The organism is Allobosea spartocytisi, assembly GCF_014764685.1.
Classification (GTDB): domain Bacteria; phylum Pseudomonadota; class Alphaproteobacteria; order Rhizobiales; family Beijerinckiaceae; genus Allobosea; species Allobosea spartocytisi.
Genome location: NZ_JACXWY010000003.1, coordinates 127807 through 150484 on the forward strand (window position 1 = coordinate 127807; position 22678 = coordinate 150484).

General features: G+C 66.6%; 23 protein-coding genes. 11 read left to right on the forward strand and 12 right to left on the reverse strand.

Features of this window, described 5'->3' with window-relative positions; translation table 11 throughout:
* Nucleotides 1–99: 99 nt before the first annotated feature.
* Nucleotides 100–1905 carry a translation elongation factor 4 gene (gene lepA / locus IED13_RS05970; RefSeq protein ID WP_038364663.1) on the reverse strand — a complete coding sequence of 602 codons (1806 nt, stop codon included), beginning with the start codon at nt 1903–1905 and terminating at the stop codon, nt 100–102.
* Between the two features lie 269 nt (nt 1906–2174).
* On the opposite strand from lepA, the gene IED13_RS05975 reads away from it, so the two are divergent.
* A complete protein-coding gene (locus tag IED13_RS05975) occupies nt 2175–2774 on the forward strand; it encodes a helix-turn-helix domain-containing protein (protein ID WP_191123669.1) in 600 nt (199 codons plus the stop codon).
* Nucleotides 2771–3307 (forward strand): GNAT family N-acetyltransferase, encoded by a 537-nt coding sequence (locus IED13_RS05980; RefSeq protein ID WP_191123670.1) that lies wholly within the window; start codon nt 2771–2773, stop codon nt 3305–3307. Before IED13_RS05975 ends, IED13_RS05980 begins: the two co-directional genes overlap by 4 nt.
* A 129-nt stretch (nt 3308–3436) precedes the next feature.
* On the opposite strand, the gene IED13_RS05985 is transcribed toward IED13_RS05980, so the two are convergent.
* From IED13_RS05985 to hrcA, 3 genes are all read right to left on the reverse strand, one after another.
* A complete protein-coding gene (locus IED13_RS05985; protein WP_038364668.1) occupies nt 3437–3688 on the reverse strand; it encodes a DUF3297 family protein in 252 nt (83 codons plus the stop codon).
* Nucleotides 3689–3756: 68 nt separating this feature from the next.
* Complete coding sequence (locus IED13_RS05990) at nt 3757–4377, reverse strand: ankyrin repeat domain-containing protein (RefSeq protein WP_191123671.1); 621 nt, start codon at nt 4375–4377, stop codon at nt 3757–3759.
* Between the two features lie 38 nt (nt 4378–4415).
* A complete protein-coding gene (hrcA, locus tag IED13_RS05995) occupies nt 4416–5501 on the reverse strand; it encodes a heat-inducible transcriptional repressor HrcA (RefSeq protein WP_051988210.1) in 1086 nt (361 codons plus the stop codon).
* A gap of 144 nt (nt 5502–5645) precedes the next feature.
* On the opposite strand from hrcA, the gene rph reads away from it, so the two are divergent.
* The 3 genes from rph to hemW are packed head-to-tail and all read left to right on the forward strand — an operon-like array spanning nt 5646 to nt 8208.
* Nucleotides 5646–6362, forward strand: a complete 717-nt coding sequence (gene rph, locus IED13_RS06000) for a ribonuclease PH (protein ID WP_112761518.1) — start codon at nt 5646–5648, stop codon at nt 6360–6362.
* Between the two features lie 2 nt (nt 6363–6364).
* Nucleotides 6365–7012: an RdgB/HAM1 family non-canonical purine NTP pyrophosphatase gene (gene rdgB / locus IED13_RS06005; protein ID WP_191123672.1), complete on the forward strand. Its 648-nt coding sequence runs from the start codon at nt 6365–6367 to the stop codon at nt 7010–7012.
* Nucleotides 7009–8208 carry a radical SAM family heme chaperone HemW gene (gene hemW, locus IED13_RS06010; protein ID WP_248312474.1) on the forward strand — a complete coding sequence of 400 codons (1200 nt, stop codon included), beginning with the start codon at nt 7009–7011 and terminating at the stop codon, nt 8206–8208. Before rdgB ends, hemW begins: the two co-directional genes overlap by 4 nt.
* A 123-nt stretch (nt 8209–8331) precedes the next feature.
* Here hemW and IED13_RS06015 read toward each other — a convergent pair whose 3' ends face one another.
* The 5 genes from IED13_RS06015 to ugpB all read right to left on the reverse strand — a co-directional run bounded on the left by IED13_RS06015 (nt 8332) and on the right by ugpB (nt 13299).
* A complete protein-coding gene (locus IED13_RS06015) occupies nt 8332–9411 on the reverse strand; it encodes a sn-glycerol-3-phosphate import ATP-binding protein UgpC (RefSeq protein WP_191123673.1) in 1080 nt (359 codons plus the stop codon).
* 7 nt (nt 9412–9418) lie between these two features.
* Nucleotides 9419–10267, reverse strand: coding sequence for a sn-glycerol-3-phosphate ABC transporter permease UgpE (gene ugpE, locus IED13_RS06020; RefSeq protein ID WP_112761520.1), 849 nt, complete (start codon nt 10265–10267; stop codon nt 9419–9421).
* On the reverse strand, nt 10267–11016 hold the full coding sequence (locus IED13_RS06025; RefSeq protein WP_191123674.1) for a creatininase family protein: 750 nt from the start codon (nt 11014–11016) through the stop codon (nt 10267–10269). Before IED13_RS06025 ends, ugpE begins: the two co-directional genes overlap by 1 nt.
* Nucleotides 11016–11897, reverse strand: a complete 882-nt coding sequence (gene ugpA / locus IED13_RS06030) for a sn-glycerol-3-phosphate ABC transporter permease UgpA (RefSeq protein ID WP_038364681.1) — start codon at nt 11895–11897, stop codon at nt 11016–11018. The genes IED13_RS06025 and ugpA overlap by 1 nt, the downstream gene beginning before the upstream one ends.
* A gap of 76 nt (nt 11898–11973) precedes the next feature.
* Entirely contained in the window at nt 11974–13299 is a 1326-nt protein-coding gene (gene ugpB, locus IED13_RS06035; RefSeq protein ID WP_112761522.1) for a sn-glycerol-3-phosphate ABC transporter substrate-binding protein UgpB, read from the reverse strand.
* 199 nt (nt 13300–13498) lie between these two features.
* On the opposite strand from ugpB, the gene IED13_RS06040 reads away from it, so the two are divergent.
* Together IED13_RS06040 and IED13_RS06045 are read left to right on the forward strand one after the other, a co-directional pair.
* Nucleotides 13499–14677, forward strand: coding sequence for a fumarylacetoacetate hydrolase family protein (locus IED13_RS06040; RefSeq protein ID WP_191123675.1), 1179 nt, complete (start codon nt 13499–13501; stop codon nt 14675–14677).
* Nucleotides 14678–14774: 97 nt separating this feature from the next.
* The gene (locus IED13_RS06045; protein ID WP_191123676.1) at nt 14775–16481 is read left to right on the forward strand and encodes a hypothetical protein; all 1707 of its coding nucleotides are present in this window, start codon (nt 14775–14777) and stop codon (nt 16479–16481) included.
* Nucleotides 16482–16487: 6 nt separating this feature from the next.
* On the opposite strand, the gene IED13_RS06050 is transcribed toward IED13_RS06045, so the two are convergent.
* Both IED13_RS06050 and IED13_RS06055 read right to left on the reverse strand, forming a co-directional pair.
* A complete protein-coding gene (locus IED13_RS06050) occupies nt 16488–17384 on the reverse strand; it encodes a methylated-DNA--[protein]-cysteine S-methyltransferase (RefSeq protein WP_191123813.1) in 897 nt (298 codons plus the stop codon).
* Between the two features lie 174 nt (nt 17385–17558).
* Entirely contained in the window at nt 17559–18089 is a 531-nt protein-coding gene (locus IED13_RS06055; RefSeq protein WP_191123677.1) for a DUF2244 domain-containing protein, read from the reverse strand.
* 20 nt (nt 18090–18109) lie between these two features.
* On the opposite strand from IED13_RS06055, the gene nth reads away from it, so the two are divergent.
* From nth to IED13_RS06075, 4 genes are all read left to right on the forward strand, one after another.
* Nucleotides 18110–18811 carry an endonuclease III gene (gene nth, locus IED13_RS06060; protein WP_191123678.1) on the forward strand — a complete coding sequence of 234 codons (702 nt, stop codon included), beginning with the start codon at nt 18110–18112 and terminating at the stop codon, nt 18809–18811.
* A gap of 128 nt (nt 18812–18939) precedes the next feature.
* Entirely contained in the window at nt 18940–19986 is a 1047-nt protein-coding gene (gene xylF, locus IED13_RS06065) for a D-xylose ABC transporter substrate-binding protein (RefSeq protein ID WP_142022343.1), read from the forward strand.
* Nucleotides 19979–21283 (forward strand): sugar ABC transporter permease, encoded by a 1305-nt coding sequence (locus IED13_RS06070; RefSeq protein WP_260368375.1) that lies wholly within the window; start codon nt 19979–19981, stop codon nt 21281–21283. The genes xylF and IED13_RS06070 overlap by 8 nt, the downstream gene beginning before the upstream one ends.
* A 10-nt stretch (nt 21284–21293) precedes the next feature.
* The gene (locus IED13_RS06075) at nt 21294–22112 is read left to right on the forward strand and encodes an ATP-binding cassette domain-containing protein (RefSeq protein WP_191123679.1); all 819 of its coding nucleotides are present in this window, start codon (nt 21294–21296) and stop codon (nt 22110–22112) included.
* A 43-nt stretch (nt 22113–22155) separates the two neighbouring features.
* Here the strand turns inward: IED13_RS06075 and IED13_RS06080 are convergent, their stop codons facing one another.
* Nucleotides 22156–22518 (reverse strand): SPW repeat protein, encoded by a 363-nt coding sequence (locus tag IED13_RS06080; protein ID WP_038365186.1) that lies wholly within the window; start codon nt 22516–22518, stop codon nt 22156–22158.
* Nucleotides 22519–22678 lie beyond the last annotated feature (160 nt).

Below are 22678 nucleotides of genomic sequence, written 5' to 3' on the forward strand. Positions count from 1 at the left end.
GCGCTTGAGATGAAGCTTCAGGCATGGATCCCGGATCTCCGCTTCGCTGCGTCCGGGATGACGGTCGAGTTTTTGCTGGGAACGGCGAGTGCTACGCGCTCAATCGTCCATCTTGAGGGCGGCGATGAAGGCTTCCTGCGGGATTTCGACCTTGCCGAACTGCCGCATCTTCTTCTTGCCTTCCTTCTGCTTCTCCAGAAGCTTGCGCTTGCGGGTGGCGTCGCCGCCATAGCATTTGGCGGTGACGTCCTTGCGCAGCGCGCGGATGGTCTCGCGGGCGATGATCTTGCCGCCGATCGCCGCCTGGACCGGAATCTGGAACATATGCGGCGGGATCAGCTCCTTGAGCTTCTCGCACATGGCGCGGCCGCGCGCATCGGCGCGCGAGCGATGGACCAGCATCGAGAGCGCATCGACAGGCTCGGCATTGACCAGGATCGACATGCGCACGAGGTCGCCCTCGCGATAGTCGGTGATGGCGTAGTCGAAGGAGGCATAGCCCTTCGAGATCGACTTCAAGCGGTCGTAGAAGTCGAACACGACCTCGTTCAGCGGCAGGTCGTAGACCACCTTGGCGCGCGAGCCGACATAGGAGAGGTCGGTCTGGATGCCGCGGCGATCCTGACAGAGCTTCAGCACCGAGCCGAGATATTCGTCGGGCGTGAAGATCGTCGCCTTGATCCAGGGCTCCTCGATGAATTCGATCTTCATCACGTCCGGCATGTCGGCCGGGTTGTGGAGCTCGATCGACGTGCCGTCGCGCAGCTTGAGGCGATAGACGACCGATGGCGCCGTCGAGATCAGGTTGAGGTTGAACTCGCGTTCGAGCCGCTCCTGGATGATCTCCAGATGCAGCAGCCCGAGGAAGCCGCAGCGGAAGCCGAAGCCGAGCGCGGCGGAGGTTTCCATCTCGTAGGAGAACGAGGCGTCGTTCAGGCGCAACCGGCTCATGGCGGCGCGCAGCACCTCGAAATCGGCGGCATCGACCGGGAAGATGCCGCAGAACACCACCGGCTGCACCGGCTTGAAGCCCGGCAGCGGCTCGGCGATCGGCCGTTTGTCGTCGGTGATGGTGTCGCCGACGGCGGTGTCCGCGACTTCCTTGATCGAGGCGGTGAAGAAGCCAACCTCGCCAGGGCCGAGTTCCTTGACCTCCAGCATCTTCGGCTTGAACACGCCGACGCGGTCGACGCCGTAGGACGCCTTGGCCCGCATCATGCGGATGGTCATGTTCTTCTTGAGCACGCCGTCGATGACGCGCACGAGAACGACGACGCCGAGATAGGCGTCATACCACGAATCGACCAGCAGGCATTTCAACGGCGCGTCGGGGTCGCCCTTCGGGGCGGGCAGCTTCTGGACAATGGCTTCCAGCACGCCCTCGATGTTGAGCCCGGTCTTGGCCGAGATCGGTACGGCTTCCGAGGCATCGAGCCCGATCACGTCCTCGATCTGCTGCTTGATCCGCTCCGGCTCGGCGGCCGGCAGGTCGATCTTGTTGAGGACGGTGACGATCTCGTGGTTGGCGTCGAGCGCCTGATAGACGTTGGCGAGCGTCTGCGCCTCGACGCCCTGCGAGGCGTCGACCACCAGCAGCGAGCCCTCGCAGGCCGCCAGCGAGCGCGAGACCTCATAGGCGAAATCGACGTGGCCGGGGGTATCCATCAGATTCAGGATGTAGGTCTTGCCATCCTTCGCCTGATAGTCGAGCCGCACCGTCTGCGCCTTGATGGTGATGCCGCGTTCCTTCTCGATATCCATCGAGTCGAGGATCTGCTCGCTCATGTCGCGTGCGGCGACCGTGCCGGTCTGCTGGATCAGCCGGTCAGCCAGCGTCGACTTGCCGTGGTCGATATGGGCCACGATCGAGAAGTTGCGGATGTTGTCGATGGTACGGGTGCTCATGCGCGCGCCATAGCAGTGAAGCCGCGTTGCGCCAAGCGGTTGCGCGATTCAGGGGGCATCAAAGCCATGTGCTGGCGCGAGAACCACACCGGTCATCCCGGACAAGCCGCAAAGCGGCGCCGATCCGGGATCCATCCCTGAACCGTCATCGGAAACGCCCCGGCATGGACCCCGGGTCTCCCTTCGGTCGCCCGGGATGAAGGCGGAGGTTTTGGAGGCTTAAGAAAGCATCTTGCCAATTCCAATATATAAGAATTATTCTCACATTCATGGAATTCGAGAGCGACACCGATATCGACCGCCGGCTGGGTGAACGGCTCAAGGCCGCCCGGCAGCGCCACGGCCTGACGCTGGACGAGCTTGCCCAGCGCACCGGCGTCAGCCGCGCCATGATTTCGCGAATCGAGCGCGGCGAATCGAGTCCGACCGCGACGGTGCTGGTCCGGCTCGGCTCCGGGCTCGGGCTGTCGCTCTCCGCCCTGCTGGAGGACGAGGCCGGCACCGGGCCGCTGTCGCGCCGCGCGTCGCAACCGGTCTGGCGCGATCCGGCGAGCGGCTATCTGCGCCGCAACGTCTCGCCGCGCGGAACCGGCTCCAGCTTCGAGATCGTCGAGGTGGAATTGCCGGGGGGTGCTGAGGTCCGGCTCGACAGCGCTGCCGGCGCGCCGACGCTGGACCAGCAGATCTGGGTGCTGCGCGGCCGGCTCGACCTGACGGTCGAAGGCACAAGTCACGCTCTCGCCGAAGGCGATTGCCTGCAGATGCATCTGCGCGGCCCGATCACCTACCGCAATCCAGGCGCCGAGCCCGTGCGCTACGCCGTCATCCTCACCGCGGGCAGCGGTACTTTTCCGGGACATGCCGCATGAACGCTCTCGCCATGACCACCGCCATCGACATCCTCGACGCTCCGGCTGCTGAGGCCGCCTTGCCGGCGCTGGCCGAGATTCTGCGCGACTGCGTCGCCAACGGCGCCTCGGTCGGCTTCATGGACTGGAATACGGCCGCCGATTACGAGCGCTTCTGGCGCGATGTCGCGGCTGGCGTCGCGGGAGGACAGATCGTGCTGTTCGTCGCCCGCAATGCGGACGGGATCGTCGGCACGGCGCAGCTTCATCTGATCGGCAAGCCCAACCAGCCGCATCGCGCCGAGATCGCCAAGGTGCTGGTGCATTCCCGTGCGCGCCGGCAGGGGATCGGCGAGGCGCTGATGAGCCGGGCCGAGGCCATCGCCCGAGAAAGGGGACGCAACCTGCTGGTGCTCGACACGGATGAGAACGGTGCCGCGCGAAGGCTCTACAACCGGCTGGGCTGGACGGAGCTCGGCACCATCCCGCGCTTCGCGCTGATGCCGGACGGGGCCGAATGCGGCTCGACGTTTTTCTACAAGGATCTCGTCTGAGGACAGGCGTCATGCTCGGGCTCGACCCGAGCATCTCACGCCGGAAGAGGCTCCGGCGTCCTCTGGGAGAGTTTCTCGGGTCGCCGCTGCGCGCCCGCCCGAGAATGAAAGGCGGTCGCTCGGGCTGCCTCAGCCTTCCTTGGCCTCGCCGCGCACATAAGGCTCGACCGGGCCCTTGAGGGTGATCGTCATCGGCCGGCCGAAGCGGTCCTTGGCGGCGCCGGCCGCGACCTTCACCCAGCCTTCCGAGACGCAATACTCCTCGACATTGGTCTTCTCGACGCCCTTGAAGCGAATGCCGATGTCGCGTGCCAGCACGTCGGCATCATAGAAGGGGCTGTCCGGATTGACGGAGAGACGGTCGGGAAGCTGGTCGGACATGGCGGAACCTGCGATACGGAAACGATTGCTTTCCGCGCTCGATAGCCGCTTCCGCCCTCAAAGCCAACTCAGCGCTTCGCCCGGCCGCCCGCCTGCTCGATCAATTCAGCCACGGCTGCCTGTCCCCTCGCTCGAGCATGGGCAAGCGGCGTCAGGCCGTCGCGATCGGCGAGGTTCGGATCGGCGCCTGCGGCGAGGACGAGCCTCGCCACCTCCTGATGGCGCGGGCCGCCATCGCCGAGGATCACGATTTCCAAGAGGCAGGTCCAGCCGAGATCGTTGACGTGATTGACGTCGATGCCGCTGGTCAGGAGCAGCTTCACCGTCTCGACATGGGCGCGCTCGCAGGCCGGGATCAGCGCATTGCCGCCATAGCGGTTGCGCAAGCGCAGATCGGGCTTCAGCGGCAACATCGCCGCGATGATGTCCGTGCGGCCGGAGGCACCGGCGAGCAGCCAGGGCGTGTCGTGGTTGGCGGCCTGCGTGTTGGGGCTCGCACCGGCGGCGAGCAGGGCCCTGGCCATTTCGACATGGTTGCCGGCGACAGCGAGGAGGAGCGCCGTGCGGCCTTGCGAGTCGCGCGCTTCGAGATCGGCTCCCTTCGCGATCAGGGCCTTCACCTCGGCCGTTCTTCCGGATTCGGCAGCGGCGAGCAGATCGGAGGCGGCATGAGCGGCAGCGGTCGTCATCAGGCAAGCTCCAAGGGCTAAAGCCCGCAGCCAGTGCGTCACCGGCTGCCGTCCAGCAGGCGGCCAACGACCTTGGCGGTATAGTCGACCATCGGGACGATGCGGGCATAATTCAGCCGCGTCGGGCCGATGATGCCGACAACGCCGACGATACGCTGCTCGGCATCGCGGAAGGGCGCCGCCACCATCGATGAACCCGACATCGAGAACAGCTTGTTCTCCGAGCCGATGAAGATGCGGACGCCGTCGCCCTCCTCGGCGCGGGAGAGCAGATCGATCACGTCGGTCTGGGTCTCGAGATCGCCGAAGAGCATGCGGATGCGCTCCAGATCCTCCTGCGCCCTGAGATCGTCGAGCAGATTGGCCTGGCCGCGCACGATCAGGTGGCGATCGCCGCTCGGGCCCGAGGAGGTGGCGATGCCGCTTTCGACGAGGCGGGCGGTGAGCGCGTCGAGCTCACGCTCCATCAGCGCGCGCTGCGCCCCGATCTCGCCACGCACTTCGCCGAGCGTCTTGCCGAGGATGCGAGCATTGAGGAAGTTCGCGGCTTCCGTCAGGGCCGAGGCGGGCAGGCCCGGCGGCAAGGCGAGCAGGCGGTTTTCGACCGCGCCGTCTTCCGAAACCAGCACCACCAGGGCACGGGCAGGATCGAGCCGGACGAATTCGATGTGCTTCAGCCGCGGATCGGCCTTGGTGGTGACGACGACGCCGGCGCCGCGCGAGAGGCCTGACAGCAGCGCGGAAGCCTCCGTCAGTGTCTGGTCGAGGCTGTGATGACTCGCCGCCGCCCGGATCTGGGCCTCGATCCGCTTGCGCTCGTCGGATGTGAGGTTGCCGACCTCCATCATCGCATCGACGAAGAAGCGCAGCCCCCGTTCGGTGGGCAGGCGCCCCGCCGAGGTGTGCGGCGCATAGATCAGCCCGGCAAGCTCGAGGTCGGTCATGACGTTGCGCACCGTCGCGGGCGAGAGCGCCATCGGCAGCAGGCGGGCGATGTTGCGGGAGCCGAGCGGCTCGCCGGTCGTCAGGTAGCCGTCGACGATCTGGCGAAAGATCTCGCGCGAGCGCTGGTCGATCTCGACCAGGCTGCTCGTCGTCTCCGGGCGGGTTGTATGAGCGCTCATGAACCTCGGCTGCGAAATCGCGCACGTACCCTATTGTCGGCATGGCGGGCGCGCGGATCAAGAGGGCTATATGGCTCGCCCTGCCTTGCCCGGTGACGTGGGAGAGCCTACAAGCCGCCTCTCCCCGCAAGACAGGATCATTTCATGCGACCCTCCAAACGCGCCGCCGACGAGATGCGCAAGGTCACGCTCGAACGCGGCGTGGTGCGCTATGCCGAGGGTTCCTGCATGGTGACGTTCGGCGAGACCAAGGTGCTTTGCGCCGCGACCGTCGAGGAAAAGGGTCCGCCCTGGCTGCGCGGCACCGGCAAGGGCTGGGTCACCGCCGAATATTCGATGCTGCCGCGCGCCACGCATGAGCGCACGCGCCGCGAGGTCACCTCCGGCAAGCCCTCCGGCCGCACCCAGGAGATCCAGCGCCTCGTCGGCCGTTCGCTCCGCGCCGTGGTCGACCTGACCGCGATCGGCGAGCGCCAGATCGTCGTCGATTGCGACGTGATCCAGGCCGATGGCGGCACCCGCACGGCCTCGATCACCGGCGCCTGGGTCGCGCTGCACGATGCGCTGAAGTGGATGGAAGGCCGCAACCTGCTCAAGGGCACCAATCCGCTGAAGGACCATGTCGCCGCCGTCTCCTGCGGTATCGTCGCCGGGCAGCCCGTGATCGATCTCGACTATGTCGAGGATTCCGGCGCGCAGACCGACGCGAATTTCGTCATCACCGGCTCCGGCGGCCTCGTCGAGGTGCAGGGCACGGCCGAGGGCGCACCGTTCTCGGAAGAAGAACTGCTCGCGCTGCTCAAGCTCGCCAAGGGCGGCGTTTCCAAGCTCGTCGCGCTGCAAAAGGCCGCGGTGGCCTGACGATGACCACCCACCGCCTTCTCACCGGCAAGGTCGTGATCGCGACCCATAACCAGGGCAAGCTGCGCGAAATGCGCGACTTGCTGGCGCCTTACGGCATCGAACTGGTCTCGGCCGGGGAGCTCGGCCTGCCCGAGCCGGTCGAGGATGGCTACATGTTCTCGGAGAATGCGGCGATCAAGGCGATCGCCGCGACCAAGGCGAGTGGATTGCCCGCGCTCTCCGACGATTCCGGCGTCTGCATCGACGCGCTCGACGGCGCGCCCGGGCTGTTCTCGGCCAACTGGGCCGGGCCGGGCAAGGATTTCGCCCCGGCGATCGCCCGCGTCCAGATGGAACTCGCCAAGCGCGGCGCCCATGCGCCCGAGCAGCGCAAGGCGCATTTCGTCTCGGCGCTGGTCATCGCCTGGCCGGACGGGCACCAGGAATTGTTCGAGGGCCGCGTCTACGGCACGATCACCGAGCGGATCCGGGGCGCGGGCGGCTTCGGCTACGATCCGATCTTCCTGCCGGATGGCCATGACAAGACCTTCGGCGAGATGACGGCTGAGGAGAAGCACGGCATCCCGGCCGACGGTTCGCCCGGCCTGTCGCACCGCGCGCGCGCCTTCCATGCGCTCGCCGCCGCCTGCTTGAGGAAGCCGGGTTGAGCGCCCCGGCCGCCCTCGCCGAGCGGCCGCCGCTCCTGCATCCGACTGCGGATGCGGGCTTCGCCGTCTATGTGCACTGGCCCTTCTGCCTGGCGAAGTGCCCCTATTGCGACTTCAACAGCCATGTCCGGCTGCAGCCACCCGACCAAGCCCGCTACATCGCCGCCTTCCGTCGCGAGATCGCGCATCGCGCCGCGCTGGTGCCGGGCCGCACGGTGTCCTCGATCTTCTTCGGCGGCGGCACGCCCTCGCTGATGGAGGGCCGCACCGTCGGCGCGATCCTCGACGCCATCGGCGAGCATTGGGCGGTCGATTCCAACTGCGAAGTGTCCCTCGAAGCCAATCCGACCAGCGTCGAGGCCGGGCGCTTCCGCGATTTCCGGGCGGCCGGCGTCAACCGCGTCTCGCTCGGCGTGCAGGCGCTGAACGATGCCGATCTCAAGGCGCTCGGCCGGATGCATTCGGCTGAGGAAGCACTGGCGGCGGTGGCGATCGCGCGCCAATATTTCGAGCGCTATTCCTTCGACCTGATCTATGCCCGCTCGCCCTTGCAGACTCCGGCCCTTTGGCGCGCTGAGCTGGAACTGGCGATCAGCCATGCGGCCGAGCATCTCTCGCTCTATCAGCTCACGATCGAGCCTGGCACGGCGTTCGAGCGATTGTTCCGGGCCGGCAAGCTCGCCATTCCCGACCACGATGCCGGTGCCGCGCTCTACGAGACGACGCAGGAGATCACGGCCAAGCACGGCCTGCCGGTCTATGAGATCTCCAACCATGCCCGGCCGGGTGCGGAATGCCGCCACAACCTCGTCTACTGGCACTATGGCGAATATGCCGGCATCGGCCCCGGCGCCCATGGCAGGCTGGTGACAGCGGAAGGCCGCATGGCGCATTCGACCGAGAAGCGGCCCGAGATCTGGCTGGAACGGGTCGAGGCGGAAGGCCATGCGCTCGTCGAGAATGACCGGCTGGGCGAAGAGGCGCAGGGTGACGAATACCTGCTGATGGGGCTTCGCCTCGTCGAGGGGATCGATCCCACGGTGTTCAAGGCGCTGTCAGGACGCGAACTCAACGCCAAGCGCATCGCCAGCCTGATCGACGAGAAGCTGCTGATGCACCGGCAAGGCGGCCGGCTCGCGGCAACGCCGGACGGCGCATTGCTGCTCGATGCGCTGGTGGCCGATCTGGCGGCCTAAAACAGGGCATCATTCTCGGGCGGAGCACAGCGCAGACCCGAGAAGCTCAGGTACGACGAGACTCCGGAAGCTCCGCGTCATGAGATGCTCGGGTCAAGCCCGAGCATGACGGCTGTGCCGTGCTCAGTCCTTCCCCAGCCGCACGCCCGTCTTCGGATCGAAGACATGGACCTTGCCGGGATCGACCGTGATCCAGAGTCGGCCTTCCTGCGCCGGGACGTCGCCCGTCGCCGCCTGCATCACGAAGGGCTGGCCTGCGAGCTTGCCGTGGAAGAGCTGGGTCGCACCGAGCTCCTCGATGAACTCGACGTCGAAGGGCAGCGAACCGGCATCATCGTCGGAGACGATCTCGATATCCTCCGGCCGCAGGCCGACCTCGACCGGCATCTGCGGCGGCAGGTCGTCGCGCAAATCATGCACCTGCAACACCGTGTCGCCCAGCGCGACGATGCCGTGGCCGTCGACGAGGCCCGGCAGGATGTTCATCGGCGGCGAGCCGATGAAGGTGGCGACGAACTTGCTCGCCGGCTTGCGATAGACATCCGCCGGCACGCCGATCTGCTCGACCCGGCCGGCATTCATCACCACGAGCTTGTCGGAGAGCGTCATCGCCTCGACCTGGTCGTGGGTGACGTAGATCGAGGTCACGCCGAGCGCGCGCTGCAGCTTCTTGATCTCGACGCGCATCTGTACGCGCAGCTTGGCGTCGAGGTTGGAGAGCGGCTCGTCGAAGAGGAAGACCTGCGGCTTGCGCACGATGGCGCGGCCCATGGCGACGCGCTGGCGCTGGCCGCCGGAGAGCTGGCGCGGCCGGCGCTCGAGGAAGGGCTCGATCGCGAGGATGCGAGCCGCCTCCTTCACGCGCTTGTCGATCTCGTCCTTCGGCGTGCCGCGGTTGCGCAGGCCGTAGGCCATGTTGTCGTAGATGTTCATATGCGGGTAGAGCGCATAGTTCTGGAACACCATGGCGATGTCGCGGTCGGCCGGCTCGATCTGGTTGACGACGCGCTCGCCGATCGTGACCTCGCCCGACGAGATCGTCTCCAGCCCGGCGACCATGCGCAGAAGCGTGGACTTGCCGCAGCCGGAGGGGCCGACGAGCACGCAGAAGCCGCCATCGGGGATGTCGAAGGAGACGCCCTTCACGGCCTCGACGCCGCCGGCATAGACCTTCTTGACGTTGCTGAGAGTGACCTGAGCCATTCGCGGATTACTTCTCGGTTTCCACGAGGCCCTTCACGAAGAGCCTCTGCATGGCGATGACGACGAAGACGGGCGGCAGCATCGCCAGCATGGCGGTGGCCATGGCGAGCTGCCATTCGGTCAGGGCGTCGGCGGTGACGATCATCTTCTTGATGGCGATGACGATGGTCTGCATCGAGTCCTTCGTCGTCACCAGAAGCGGCCAGAGATACTGGTTCCAGCCATAGATGAACTGGATGACGAAGAGCGCCGCGATCGTGGTGATCGAGAGCGGCAGCAGCGTGTCCTTGAAGAACTTGAAGGGGCCCGCGCCGTCGATCTTGGAGGCTTCGAGCAATTCGTCGGGAATCGTCATGAAGAACTGGCGGAAGAGCAGCGTGCCGGTCGCAGAAGCGATCAGCGGGATGGCGAGGCCCTGATAGGTGTCGAGCATGTTCAGATCGGAGACGATCTTGAAGGTCGGGAAGATACGGACCTCGACCGGCAGCATCAGCGTGACGAAGATGATCCAGAACGCCGTCATGCGGAACGGGAAGCGGTAATAGACCACCGCATAGGCCGAGAGCACGGAGATGAAGATCTTCCCCAGCGCGATCGCCATCGCCATGATGAAGGAGTTCAGCAGCATGTGCACCACCGGCTCGCGCGTGGTGCTGGACGTGCCGATGAACAGGATGCGGTTGTAGTTCTCGAAGAAATAGGGCCCGGGATAGAGCGGCATATGGCCGTTGATCACGGTCGAGGCGTCCCAGGTCGAAGCGACGAAGGTCAACCAGACCGGGAAGGCGACGATCAGCACACCGATCGTCAGGATGATGTAGGCGAGCATGTCGCCCAGGCGGCGGTCCTCGACCATCAGGCGGCCCTCCCCATCTCGCGCAAGAGCCCGGCCAGCGCCTCGGCGCAGGCATCGAGGCAGGCCCGGCCCTTTTCCACGCTCGCACGGCGGGCATCACCGATCACGCCGGTCTCGGTCATGTCCCGGAAAGAACGGTGGCGCGACACGGTCGGGCGGCCGGGCAGGCCGTCGCGCGCGCCGTGAGCCTCGCCCAGCCTGTCGTCGCGGACCGAGCCTGGCGCCAGCACCATCATCATCGAGGTCTCGACCTCGCAGGCGTGCTGCACCCCCTGCTGGTCTTCCAGCAGCGACGGGAGCGCGTCCTGCGCCAGCAGGAAATAGGTGGTCGCCTCGACATGCAGCCGCGTCTCGCGGGCGAAGTCGGGCAGGAAGGCGGTGAGCGCGGCAATGTTGCCGCCATGGCCGTTGACGATCAGCACGCGGTGGAAGCCATGGCGCTCGATGCTCTTCAGCAGCGAAAGGAGCACCGCGCGATAGGTCGGGATGTCGAAGGTGAAGGTGCCGCCGAAGGCCATGTGGTGCTCGGCCATGCCGCACCAGAGCGTCGGCGCGACGACGAGCTCGACATCATCAGCGCGCTCGGCCGCCGCCTTGCAGACGCCGCCGCAGAGCACCGTGTCGACGCCGACGGGCAGATGCGGGCCGTGCTGCTCGATCGAGGCGACCGGCAGGACGACGACGGCATCGACCGCCGCCTTGGCCCGCAACTCCTCGGCGGTCAGGTCCATCCAGAGCACGGAGGCCATCAGTAGCTCACCTTGCGCTCGATGAACTTGAACTGGACCGCCGTCATCGCGATGACCATGACCAGCAGCACCACGGACTGCGCCGCCGAACCGCCGAGATTGGAGCCGCCCTTGCCGTCGGCGAAGACCTTGTAGACCAGCGTCTCGGTCGCGCCCGAGGGGCCGCCGCCGGTGACGGAGTCGATGATGCCGAAGGTGTCGAAGAAGACGTAGACGATGTTGACCGTAAGCAGGAAGAAGGTCGTCGGCGAGAGCAGCGGGAAGACGATGGTCCAGAAGCGGCGCATCGGCTTGGCGCCGTCGATCACCGCCGCCTCGATCACGCTCTTCGGGATCGACTGCAGGCCGGCGAGGAAGAACAGGAAATTGTAGCTGATCTGCTTCCAGGTGGCGGCCAGGATCACCAGCAGCATGGCGTGGTTGCCGTTGAGCCGCGGATTCCATGCAATGCCCAGGGATTGCAGGCCGCGCCCGAGCATGCCGAGCGAGGGATCGAACATGAAGAGCCAGAGCACGCCGGCGATGGCGGGCGCCACCGCATAGGGCCAGATCAGCAAGGTCTTGTAGATTTCGGCGCCGCGGATCTGCCGGTCGGCCATGACGGCGAAAAGAAGGGCGATCGACAGCGAGAACACGCAGACGAAGGTCGAGAAGATGAGCGTGTTGAAGAAGGCCCGGAGGTAGCCGGGGTCGGCGAAGAGGGTCTGGTAGTTCTCGAACCAGACGAATTGCGTCGCGGTGCCGAAGGCGTCCTCGAGCAGGAAGCTCTGCCAGACCGCCTGGGTCGCCGGCCAGTAGAAGAACACGATGGTGATCGCGAGCTGCGGCAGAAGCAGCAGGAAGGGGATCGTCAGCCCCTTGAAGTATGCGTTCTTCTGCATCGGCTTCCCTGGAACGAGACGGCCATCCCGGACGGAATCTGTCCGGGATGGCCTTGGATATGCGAGCGCCGACCGCTCAGCGGGCCGCGGTCCGCTCGAACTGGCGCAGCATCTGGTTGCCGCGTTCGGCAGCCGCGTCAAGCGCCGCCTGCGGCGACTTCTGACCGTTCAGCGCCGCCTCCAGCTCCTCCGACCAGATGTCGCGGATCTGGACGAGGCTGCCATAGCGCAGGCCCTTCGAGTTGTCGGTCGGGGTCTTGTTGGTCAGCTCGAGGATCGGGGTCTCGAGATAGGGCTTGTCCTTGTAGAAGCCGGACGCCTTGACCTTCTCATAAGCGGCCTTGGTGATCGGCAGATAGCCCGACTCGGTGTGCAGCTTCGCCTGGCGGTCGACGTCGGAGAGGAAGGTGAAGAACTTGGCGACTCCCTTGTACTCGTTCGCCGACTTTCCGCCCATCACCCACAGCGAGGCGCCGCCGATGATCGAGTTCTGCGGCGCGCCCTGCACGTCGGGATAGTACGGCATCGGGGCGTTGCCCCAGTCGAACTTCGCATTGGCGACGACGTTGCCATAGAAGCCCGAGGAGGTCAGGAAGATCGGGCATTCGCCCGAGGTGAAGCGACCTTCGCCATTGTTGGTGCGGCCGGAATAGTCATAGGTCTTGTCCTTCTGCAGCTCGACCAGATTGGTCCAGTGCTTGAGGAAGACCGGGTCCTTGTTGAAGGTCATCACCGCATCGGTGCCGGCCATGCCGTTGACCTTGGTCGACAGCGCAATGTTATGCCAGGCGCCGAACTGCTCGATATTGGCCCAGGTCGCCCAGGCGTTCGAGAAGCCGCATTTGTCGTAGCCGGCGGCCTTGAGCTTCTTGGCGTCCGCGAACACCTCCGGCCAGGTCTTCGGCGGCTTGGCGGGGTCGAGGCCGGCCTTCTTGAAGGCGTCCTTGTTGTACCACATCACCATCGAGGACGAGTTGAACGGCATCGAGAGCATCTCGCCCTTCGCCGTCGAATAGTAGCCGCTGATCGCCGGGAGATAGGCGTTCGGATCGAATTTTTCGCCGGCTTCCTTCATCATCTCATGGACCGGCTTGATCGCGCCCTTGGCCGACATCATCGTGCCGGTGCCGACCTCGAAGACCTGCAGGATGTGGGGCGCCTGGCCGGCGCGGAAGGCGGCGATGCCGGCGTTCAACGCGTCGGGGTAGGAGCCCTTATAGGCCGGAACGACCTTGTATTCCTTCTGCGAGGCATTGAAATCATTGGCGAGCTTGACGACGACGTCGTTGTTGGCGCCGGTCAGCGCGTGCCACCACTGGATCTCGGTCTGGGCGAAAGCCGGCGAAGCACCGGCGAGCGCGAACGCCGCCGCGCTCATCAGGATACGGGATTTGATGCTCATGGGTCGATCTCCCTTCCGCGGGCGGACCCCGCCGCGGTTCTTGTCGTTGGTGCGCAAGCTAGCATGAAGCGCGGGCGACATTTCAATGACAAATCGATGACGCCCGGCGCAATCCACCTATGGTCGCGAACCGGCTTGCGCATTTGCGCATAAGCGGCTGTTCTCCGGCTCCCGAACGATTTCTCTCCTGGACGACGCCATGCCCGATCTCGACCTCTCCGTCGCAGCGACCCTGCCGCAGGATGCCGCAACCGCCGTCCTGGCCGGCCGGGTCTGGCGGCCCGATCTCGGTGGCCCGGCGGTGGTCACCGTCCGCAACGGGCGGGTGATCGACGTCAGCGCCCATTTCCCGACCAGCCGCGATCTGTGCGAATCGACCGATCCCGCCAAGGCGCTGCGCGCGGTCGAGGGCGAGGCGATCGCCTCGCTCGCCGACATCCTGGCGAACACGCCCGTGGATAGGCGCGACCCCTCGAAGCCCTGGTTGCTCTCGCCGCTCGACCTGCAGGCGGTCAAGGCCGCCGGCGTCACCTTCGCCGTCTCGATGCTGGAGCGCGTGATCGAGGAGAAGGCGCGCGGCAACCCGGCCGCCGCTGCGACGATCCGCGAGGAGATCGGCAAGCTCATCGGCGACGACCTGTCCAAGCTCAAGCCCGGCTCGCCCGAGGCGATGCATCTCAAGGAGGTGCTGATCAAGCAGGGCGCCTGGAGCCAGTATCTCGAGGTCGGCATCGGCCCGGACGCCGAGATCTTCACCAAGGCGCCGGCGATGTCGACCGTCGGGACCGGCGTCGATGCCGGCCTGCATCCGGCTTCGAGCTGGAACAACCCGGAGCCGGAGATCGTGCTGATCGTCGCCTCGACCGGCACGATCGTCGGCGCAACGCTCGGCAACGACGTCAATCTGCGCGATGTCGAGGGCCGCTCGGCGCTGCTGCTCGGCAAGGCCAAGGACAACAATGCCGCGGCCGCGGTCGGCCCCTTCATCCGCTTCTTCGACGCGGGCTTCACGCTCGACCATGTCCGCAGGACGACCGTGACGCTGACGGTCGCGGGCGAGGACGGCTTCACGCTCGAAGGCTCCTCCTCGATCGCCAAGATCAGCCGCGACCCGGCCGATCTGGCGGCGCAGATGATCGGCCCGCATCACCAGTATCCGGACGGGGCGGCGCTCTATCTCGGCACCATGTTCGCGCCGATCAAGGATCGCGGTGCGCCGGGCGGCGGCTTCACCCATAAATACGGGGATATCGTCACCATCGCGGCGCCCGAACTGGGCAGCCTCGTCAACCGGATGAAGCGCACGGATGAATGCGAGCCCTGGACCTATGGCGCCTCGCATCTGATGCGCCATCTCGCGAAGCGCGGGCTGCTTTGAGGCCATAACCTCGGCCGGCAGGGGGCAGTGTCGGCAACCGCGTCAGCTTGCTGGTAAGGTTTTTCTGTCAGAGAGCGCGCGACCAGGAGGGTTGGCGTTGGCGGTGGGCGACATCAGGACCGGGCTCCCCCGCGGCGAGGGCGGCAACCTCGCCGGGCGCCTGTTGCGCAACCCTCTCGTCTGGATCGCGGCCTTCGTCGTCGCGGTCATCGCCGGGCTGAACCTGCCGCTGCGCGTGCCGCTCGGCCCGAATGCCTGGGACACAGTCGTCTATCTCGACGCGATCCAGCGCATCCATGTCGGGCAGGCGCCGGGGCTGGACTTCTTCGCGCCGGTCGGGCCGCTCGGCTATTATCTCGCCGCCGGGCTCGATGCGCTCTTTCCGGCCGCGCAGCCGATGCTGCTGGTCAACTGGGCGCTGCTGCCGGTGCTGCTGCCGCTCACCGCGCTGCTGATGGTCGATCTCGCGCCAAGGGCGCGCGGACAGGCGCTCGCACTGCTCCTGCCGCTGCTGATGTTCGCCGCGCTGCCGATCAACCTGCACGCGCTCTACCCATCGCCCGGCTTCGACGGCTACGGCTATTACAACCGCCATGTCAGCCTGCTGCTCTACCTGCTGATCGCGACGCTGCTCTTCGCGCGTCATCGCGCCTTGCGGATCGGCCTCGTCGCCGCGCTGATGCTGAGCCTCTTCCTCGTGAAGATCACCGGCGCGGTGACGGGCACGCTCATCGTCGGCTATGCGCTGGTCGCCGGGCGGATGCGCCTGCTCGACGTCGCCATCGCCGCCGGCCTCGTCATCGCGGCACTGGCCGGGCTCGAGCTGGCGACGGGCATCGTCTCGGCCTATCTCGCCGACATCCTGCAATTGCTCGGCCTCAACACCGGCGCGCTGTTGCCGCGCTTCCTCACCGTCGCCTCGGTCAAGTTCAACGTGGTCGGCCCGGTGCTGCTGCTGCTCGGAGCGCTCGCCCTCGCATCCTGGCGGAGCGGCCTCCCCGCCTCCCTCGCCGGCTGGCGGGCGCTGGCCAACAGCCCCCTCGGCTGGCTCGCAGCGGGATTCGCGGCGCTGACCTTCTTCGAGACGCAGAATACCGGCTCGCTCGAATTCATCGGGCTCTGGCCGATCCTGCTCACCCTGCTCCGCGACTGGTGGCAGCGCCGCGACGACCCGATGCGCCCGCTGGTGCTGGTGCTGGCGCTCGCCGTGAGCCTGCCGACGGCGGTGATCTATGTCGAGCGCAGCATGCGGGCCCTACTGGGCGCGCCGAGCTATGCCGCGCTCGACCTGCCCGAACTCGGCCCGCTCGGGCGCGTCAGCGTGAAGCCGGACATCAAGGCGCGAGCCGCCGCGATGCTCGATCATTATGCGACCCATCAGGCGACCTATGACGATCTCGTCCGGCGCGACCTGCCGCCGTCCTATATCCTCTATTCCGAGATCGATTATCAGGCGACCTGGCTGCTGGAAGTGCAGCAGGCCGTGCGCGCCATCCGGAGCTGGGAGGCGGCGAACCGGCGCAAGCTCAACGGCTTCTTCACCCTCGACTTCGTCGATCCGATGAACCGCCTGCTCTACCGCACGCCGCCGCGCGCCGTGCCGGTCGGTGCCGATCCCGGTCGCAGCACGCCCGAACTCGACTCCGATACGCTCGCGGAACTCGCACGCACGGACGCCATCCTGGCGCCGAAATGCCCGCCGACCACGGCCCGCGCCATGCTGCGCGAGCATTTCGGCAAGGCGCTCGAAGGGCGCGAACGCATCGCGCTCGCGCCCTGCTGGGACATGTATCTGCGCCCGTAGCGGGGCTCAGCCGGCGGCGGCTTGCCCCGCCTCCCAGCCGAGGATGGCGCGCTTGCGCGTCAGCCCCCAGTGATAGCCCGTGAGCGCTCCCGACTTGCCGATGACGCGGTGGCAAGGCACGACGAAGGAGATCGGGTTCTTGCCGACCGCCATGCCGACGGCGCGCGCCGCGCTCGGCTTGCCGATATGGCTGGCGACATCGCCATAGGTGGTGGCGCAGCCGACCGGGATCCTGAGCAGCGTCTCCCAGACCCGCACCTCGAAATCCGTGCCGATCAGCACGACGCGTAGCGGCGTCTCGGCCGCCCAGGCCTTGGGATCGAAGATGCGGCCGGCATAGGGCGCCGTCAGCGCGGGGTCGTAATGGTAATCGGCATGGGGCCAGCGCCGCATCATGTCGGCCAGAGCCTCGGCCCGGCCGCCGACGACCTTGCCGCCGTCGATGCTGTTGGAGACCCAACCCAGACCCGCAAGGCCGCGATCCGTGACCACGATCAGCGCTTCGCCGAAGGGCGAGGCATGGAAGCCGTAGGACAGCTTCAGCCCGTCGCCGCCGAGCTTCCACTCGCCGGGCGACATCGCCTCATGGGTGACGAAGAGATCGTGCAGCCGGCCGGGACCGGAGAGCCCGACTTCCAGCGCCGTGTCGAGAACGCTGGCGGAGGAGGCCAGCAGGCCCTTGGCATGGTCGAGCGTGATCGCCTGCAAAAAGGCCTTGGGGGTGAGCCCGCACCAGCGCCGGAAGAGATGGTGGACATCGGTCGGCGTCGCGCCGGCCGCATCCGCGATCGCCTCGATCGTCGGCTGCTCGCGCCAGTTATGGGTGATGAAGGAAAGGATGCGCCGGACGGTGTCGTAGTCCGAGCCCGGTGCCGCGGCGGGGAAATCCGCCTCGTTGGGCATGGCTTCGGCCGCGCGGGACAACACCGCATTGGAGAAGCGCGTCGGGGTCATCGCCGTTTTCATCGGGGCCTGGGCGTTCATGGCTAAATCCTCGCATCTGTCATTATGATGCGAATCTAGGGCGCCAACCATGCCGCTCCCACCCGAAAGCTGACAAGCTCCGGCAGCCGAACCTCACCGAGGCGGATCATAATCCGGCCCGCGCCGCGCCCGCGCCAGCGCCGCACCGAGCGCATCGGCGAAGCCCGCCCGCTCCTGCGGCGAGAGCGCGGCGGCGACCGGGACGCTGCGCCCGCGCGAGACGAGCGTGAGGCCGAGCAGGCCGTAATCCTCGTCGGCCTGTTTTTCGAGCCGGGTCCAGGCCGGGTTGGAGCGCCAGACCGCCTCGCGGCCATGATGCGAGACCTTGCGCAGGAAGACCTCGAGCGGCGTCACGACGATGCGCTCAAAGGCGCGGGCATGACGGAAATTGACGTGGAAGGCGATGAACAGCGCGAGAACGTCGATGCCGAAGAAGCCGGCGACCGGCCAGGCGCCGAGCACGACGAAGGGAATGGACGAAACCACGCTCGCCAGACAGACCAGCGTCATCACGATGCGGAAGCCGTGCTGGCCGAGCGAGCGATGCGGTGTGATGGTCGCGTCGAAGACCGGGCGCCGGGCGGCGTCGCTGCTGTCGTCGACGAGGCTCTTGTCGAGGTCCATCGGCGGATTATAACGCGGGCATGGATCAGCAGAACAGGCCCTTGCGCAAGGCCGCGCCCGCAAAGCGCATCACGTTACCGCGCGCCCGCAAGCCGGCCGAGATCCGCGAGATCTTCGAGCGTTTCCGGGCGGCCAATCCCGAGCCGAAGGGCGAGCTGGAATCGGTGAACGCCTTCACCCTGCTGGTCGCGGTGGTGCTCTCGGCGCAGGCGACCGACGCCGGCGTCAACAAGGCGACGCGCAAGCTCTTCACCATCGCCGACACGCCGGAGAAGATGCTGGCGCTGGGCGAGGGGACGGTGCGCGAGCACATCAAGACGATCGGGCTCTATCGCAATAAGGCGAAGAACGTGATCGCGCTCAGCGAGAAGCTGATCGCCGAATTCGGCGGCGAGGTGCCGGCCACGCGCGAGGCGCTGGAAAGCCTGCCCGGCGTCGGCCGCAAGACGGCCAATGTGGTGCTCAACATCGCCTTCGGCGAGACCACGCATGCCGTCGACACCCATGTCTTCCGCGTCGCCAACCGGCTGCGGATCGCGCCGGGAAAGAACGTGCTGCAGGTCGAGCTCGGGCTGGAGAAGGCGGTGCCGCCGGAATTCGGCCGCCACGCCCATCACTGGCTGATCCTGCACGGGCGCTACACCTGCAAGGCGCTGAGGCCCGAATGCGGGCGCTGCATCCAGAACGACCTCTGCGACTCCGCGGACAAGCGCGTCACCTGACGCTTCGTCAGACCTCCCTTAGTCTGCTTGACAGCCCGTTGGCACTGGGCTGAGCTTCATGGGCCGGACGCCCTGGAGGCTCGGAGAAGCCTGAGAGTCTGCGGCAGAGGAAGCTCAGGAGGTCAGTGATGAAGCGTTTCGTCCTTGCGGCGAGCATCGCCGTTGCCGCCATGTCCATTCATGCAGGCGCCTTCGCGCAATCGAAAGGCCCCGTCGTCGGGGTCAGCTGGTCGAATTTCCAGGAAGAACGTTGGAAGACCGACGAGGCCGCGATCAAGGCCGCGATCGAGAAGGTCGGCGGCACCTATCTTTCCGCCGACGCGCAATCCTCCCCCGCCAAGCAGCTCACCGATGTCGAAAGCCTGATTTCCCGCGGCGCCAAGGCGCTGATCATCCTGGCGCAGGACGCGCAGGCCATCCGTCCCGCCGTCGAGAAGGCGGTGAACGAGGGCATCAGCGTCGTCGGCTATGACCGGCTGATCGAGATCCCGCAGGTCTTCTACCTGACCTTCGACAATGTCGAGGTCGGCCGGATGATGGCGCGCGAGATCCAGAAGGCGAAGCCCGCGGGCAATTACGTCTTCATCAAGGGCTCGAGCCAGGACCCGAATGCCGGCTTCCTCTACCAGGGCTCGATCGAGGTGCTGAAGCCCGCCATCGATAGCGGCAAGATCAAGAATGTCGGCGAAGCCTTCACCGATGGCTGGCTGCCCGCCAATGCCCAGCGCAACATGGAGCAGATCCTGACGCGCAACCAGAACAAGGTCGATGCGGTGATCGCCGCCAATGACGGCACGGCCGGCGGCGCCATCGCGGCGATGGACGCGCAGGGGCTCGCCGGCTCGGTGCCGGTCTCCGGCCAGGATGCGGATCGCGCCGCGCTCAACCGCGTCGCTTTGGGCACCCAGACCGTGACGATCTGGAAGGATGCGCGCGAGCTTGGCCGCAACGCCGCCGAGATCGCAATCAAGCTCGCCGGCGGCAGCAAGCTTTCCGAGATTCCGAAATCGATGAGCTGGGACCAGGGACCGTCCAAGCAGAAGATGACCGCGCTGTTCCTGACGCCCGTGCCGGTGACGAAGGAAAACCTCAACGTCGTGATCGACGCCGGCTGGGCGCCGAAATCGGCGGTCTGCCAGGGCGTCGCGCCCGGCAAGGTCAAGGCCTGTGACTGAATCCACTTCGGCGCCGGTCAACCCGGCGCAGGAGCGCCGCAGCCTCGCCGACCATCTGCGCGAGATCGAGTTCGATCCGCGCATGATCGGCATGGTCGCGGCGCTCGCCGTGATCTGGCTCGGCTTCAACTGGCTCTCGGACGGCGCCTTCCTGACCGCGCGCAATCTCTGGAATCTCCTGGTCCAGACCTCCTCCATCGCCGTGATGGCCTGCGGCATGGTGCTGGTCATCGTGACCCGCAACATCGACCTCTCGGTCGGCTCCATGCTCGGCTTCGTCAGCATGGTGGTCGGGCTGGTGCAGGTCAGGCTCCTGCCCGGCCTCTGGGGCTTCGAGCATCCGCTGACCTGGCTGGTCAGCCTGATCGTCGCCATCTGCCTCGGCGGCATGGTCGGGCTGCTGCAGGGAGCGCTGATCGCCTATCTCGCCATCCCCTCCTTCATCGTGACGCTGGGCGGGCTGCTGATCTGGCGCGGCGCGGCCTGGTGGGTGACACAGGGGCAGACCATCGCGCCGATGGATTCGCGTTTCCGACCGCTCGGCGGCGGCGTCGAAGGCGCCATCGGCACCAGCGCCTCCTGGGCGATCGGCATCCTGGCCTGCATCGCGATCTGCGTCGCCGCCGCGCTGATCCGGCGCCGGCGCAAGCGCTTCGGCTTCACCCTGCGCCCGCTCTGGGCGGAAGCGCTGATCGCCGCCCTCGGCTGCGGCGCGGTGATCGCGACCGTGACGATGGCGAATTCCTATGCTCTTCCGGCCGGCATCGCGCGCCGCCTCGTCGAGGCCAAGGGCGGCATCTGGCCCGAGGGCGGGCTCACCATCGGCCATGGGCTCGCCGTGCCGGTGCTGGTCGCGCTCGGCGTCGGCATCGCCATGACCTTCGTCGCCAACCGTCTGCGCTTCGGCCGCTATGTCTTCGCCATCGGCGGCAATCCGGAGGCGGCGCAGCTCTCGGGCGTGAACACCCGCAAGGTGCTGATGCTGGTCTTCGGGCTGATGGGTGCGCTGGTCGGCATCTCCGCCTGCATTTCCACGGCCCGGCTGAACGCCGCGACAAATGCCGCCGGCTCGCTCGACGAGCTCTATGTCATCGCCGCGGCGGTGATCGGCGGCACCTCGCTCGCCGGCGGCGTCGGCACCATCGTGGGCGCGATGCTCGGCGCGCTGGTGATGCAGTCGCTGCAATCAGGCATGGTGCTGATCGGCGTCGACGCGCCCTTGCAGAACATCGTCGTCGGCATCGTCCTGGTCATCGCGGTCTGGCTCGACGGGCTCTATCGCAAGCGCTTGGGGTGAGGAGGCGCCGATGAGCATCGCAGAGCCGGCCGATCTCGCCGACACCCATCCTGGCCAGGGCATCCCTCTCATCGAGATGCGCGACGTCTCGATCGCCTTCGGCGGGATCAAGGCGGTCGACGGCGCCAGCATCGACCTGATGCCGGGCGAGGTCGTCGGGCTGCTCGGCCATAACGGCGCCGGCAAGTCGACGCTGATCAAGATCCTGTCCGGTGCCTACCGGGCCGATGCCGGCACGATCCGGGTGAATGGCGAGGAGGTGACGGTCGCGAGCCCGCGTGACGCCAAGCGCTACGGCATCGAGACGATCTACCAGACGCTGGCGCTCGCCGACAATGTCGACGCCGCCGCCAATATCTTCCTCGGCCGGGAATTGCTGACCGGCTGGGGCACGCTCGACGATGCGACGATGGAATCCGAGACCCGCAAGGTGATGGGGCGGCTCAACCCGCATTTCCGGCGCTTCAAGGAGCCGGTGAAGGCGCTTTCCGGCGGCCAGCGCCAATCGGTCGCGATTGCCCGCGCGATCTATTTCAACGCGCGCGTGCTGATCATGGACGAGCCCACCGCCGCGCTCGGCCCCGCCGAGACGAAGCAGGTGGCCGAACTGATCCTGCAGCTCAAGAAACAGGGCATCGGCATCTTCCTGATCAGCCATGACCTGCATGATGTCTTCGATCTCGCCGACCGGGTCACGGTGATGAAGAACGGCAAGGTCGTCGGCACGGCCCGCACGGCCGAAATCACCCAGGACGAAGTGCTGGGCATGATCATCTCGGGCAAATGCCCTCCGGCGGCAGTGGCCGGCCCCGGCGCGCTGCGGAATTAGACCGCGCAGGGGCCAGTATCCGCCAGGAAGAGCACGAAGCTCCTCAGGCCGTCGCGTGCGGCTCGTGATGGTAATCCCAGACCGCCCAGGCCGAAACCGCCGCGGTCAGCAGACCGAGGACGATATGCGTCCGGAAGGCGGCGGGATTGCCGGTGAAGCCGAGCATCCAGGGCGAGGCCACCAGCCAGAGCCCTAGCGCCAGGTTCAGCCATTCCTCCCACTCCGCGAAGGCCGTGAGCGCGGCGACCGCGACCAGGGCGAGCACCACGGCGACGATCCAGGCATTGCGCGTCGGCATGAAGTCGCCGACGAAGCCCATGAACCAGGGTGAGAAGAACAGCAGCGCGGCAAGGATCAGGTTTAGCCAGTCCTGCGACCGTCTGATGTTCGTATTCGCGGTCAACATGATCACCTCCATCGGTGAAGATCATCCAACCACTACGCCTCGCGCACGAGGCGCTTGGTCGATTTATTATACGCCGAGTCGGCAATATTTCAAGAACAGACGAGGAACGACTGCGTCGCTGGCGCGGAGCGCCTGCGCCGACCCCGCGCACTGCGGTGCC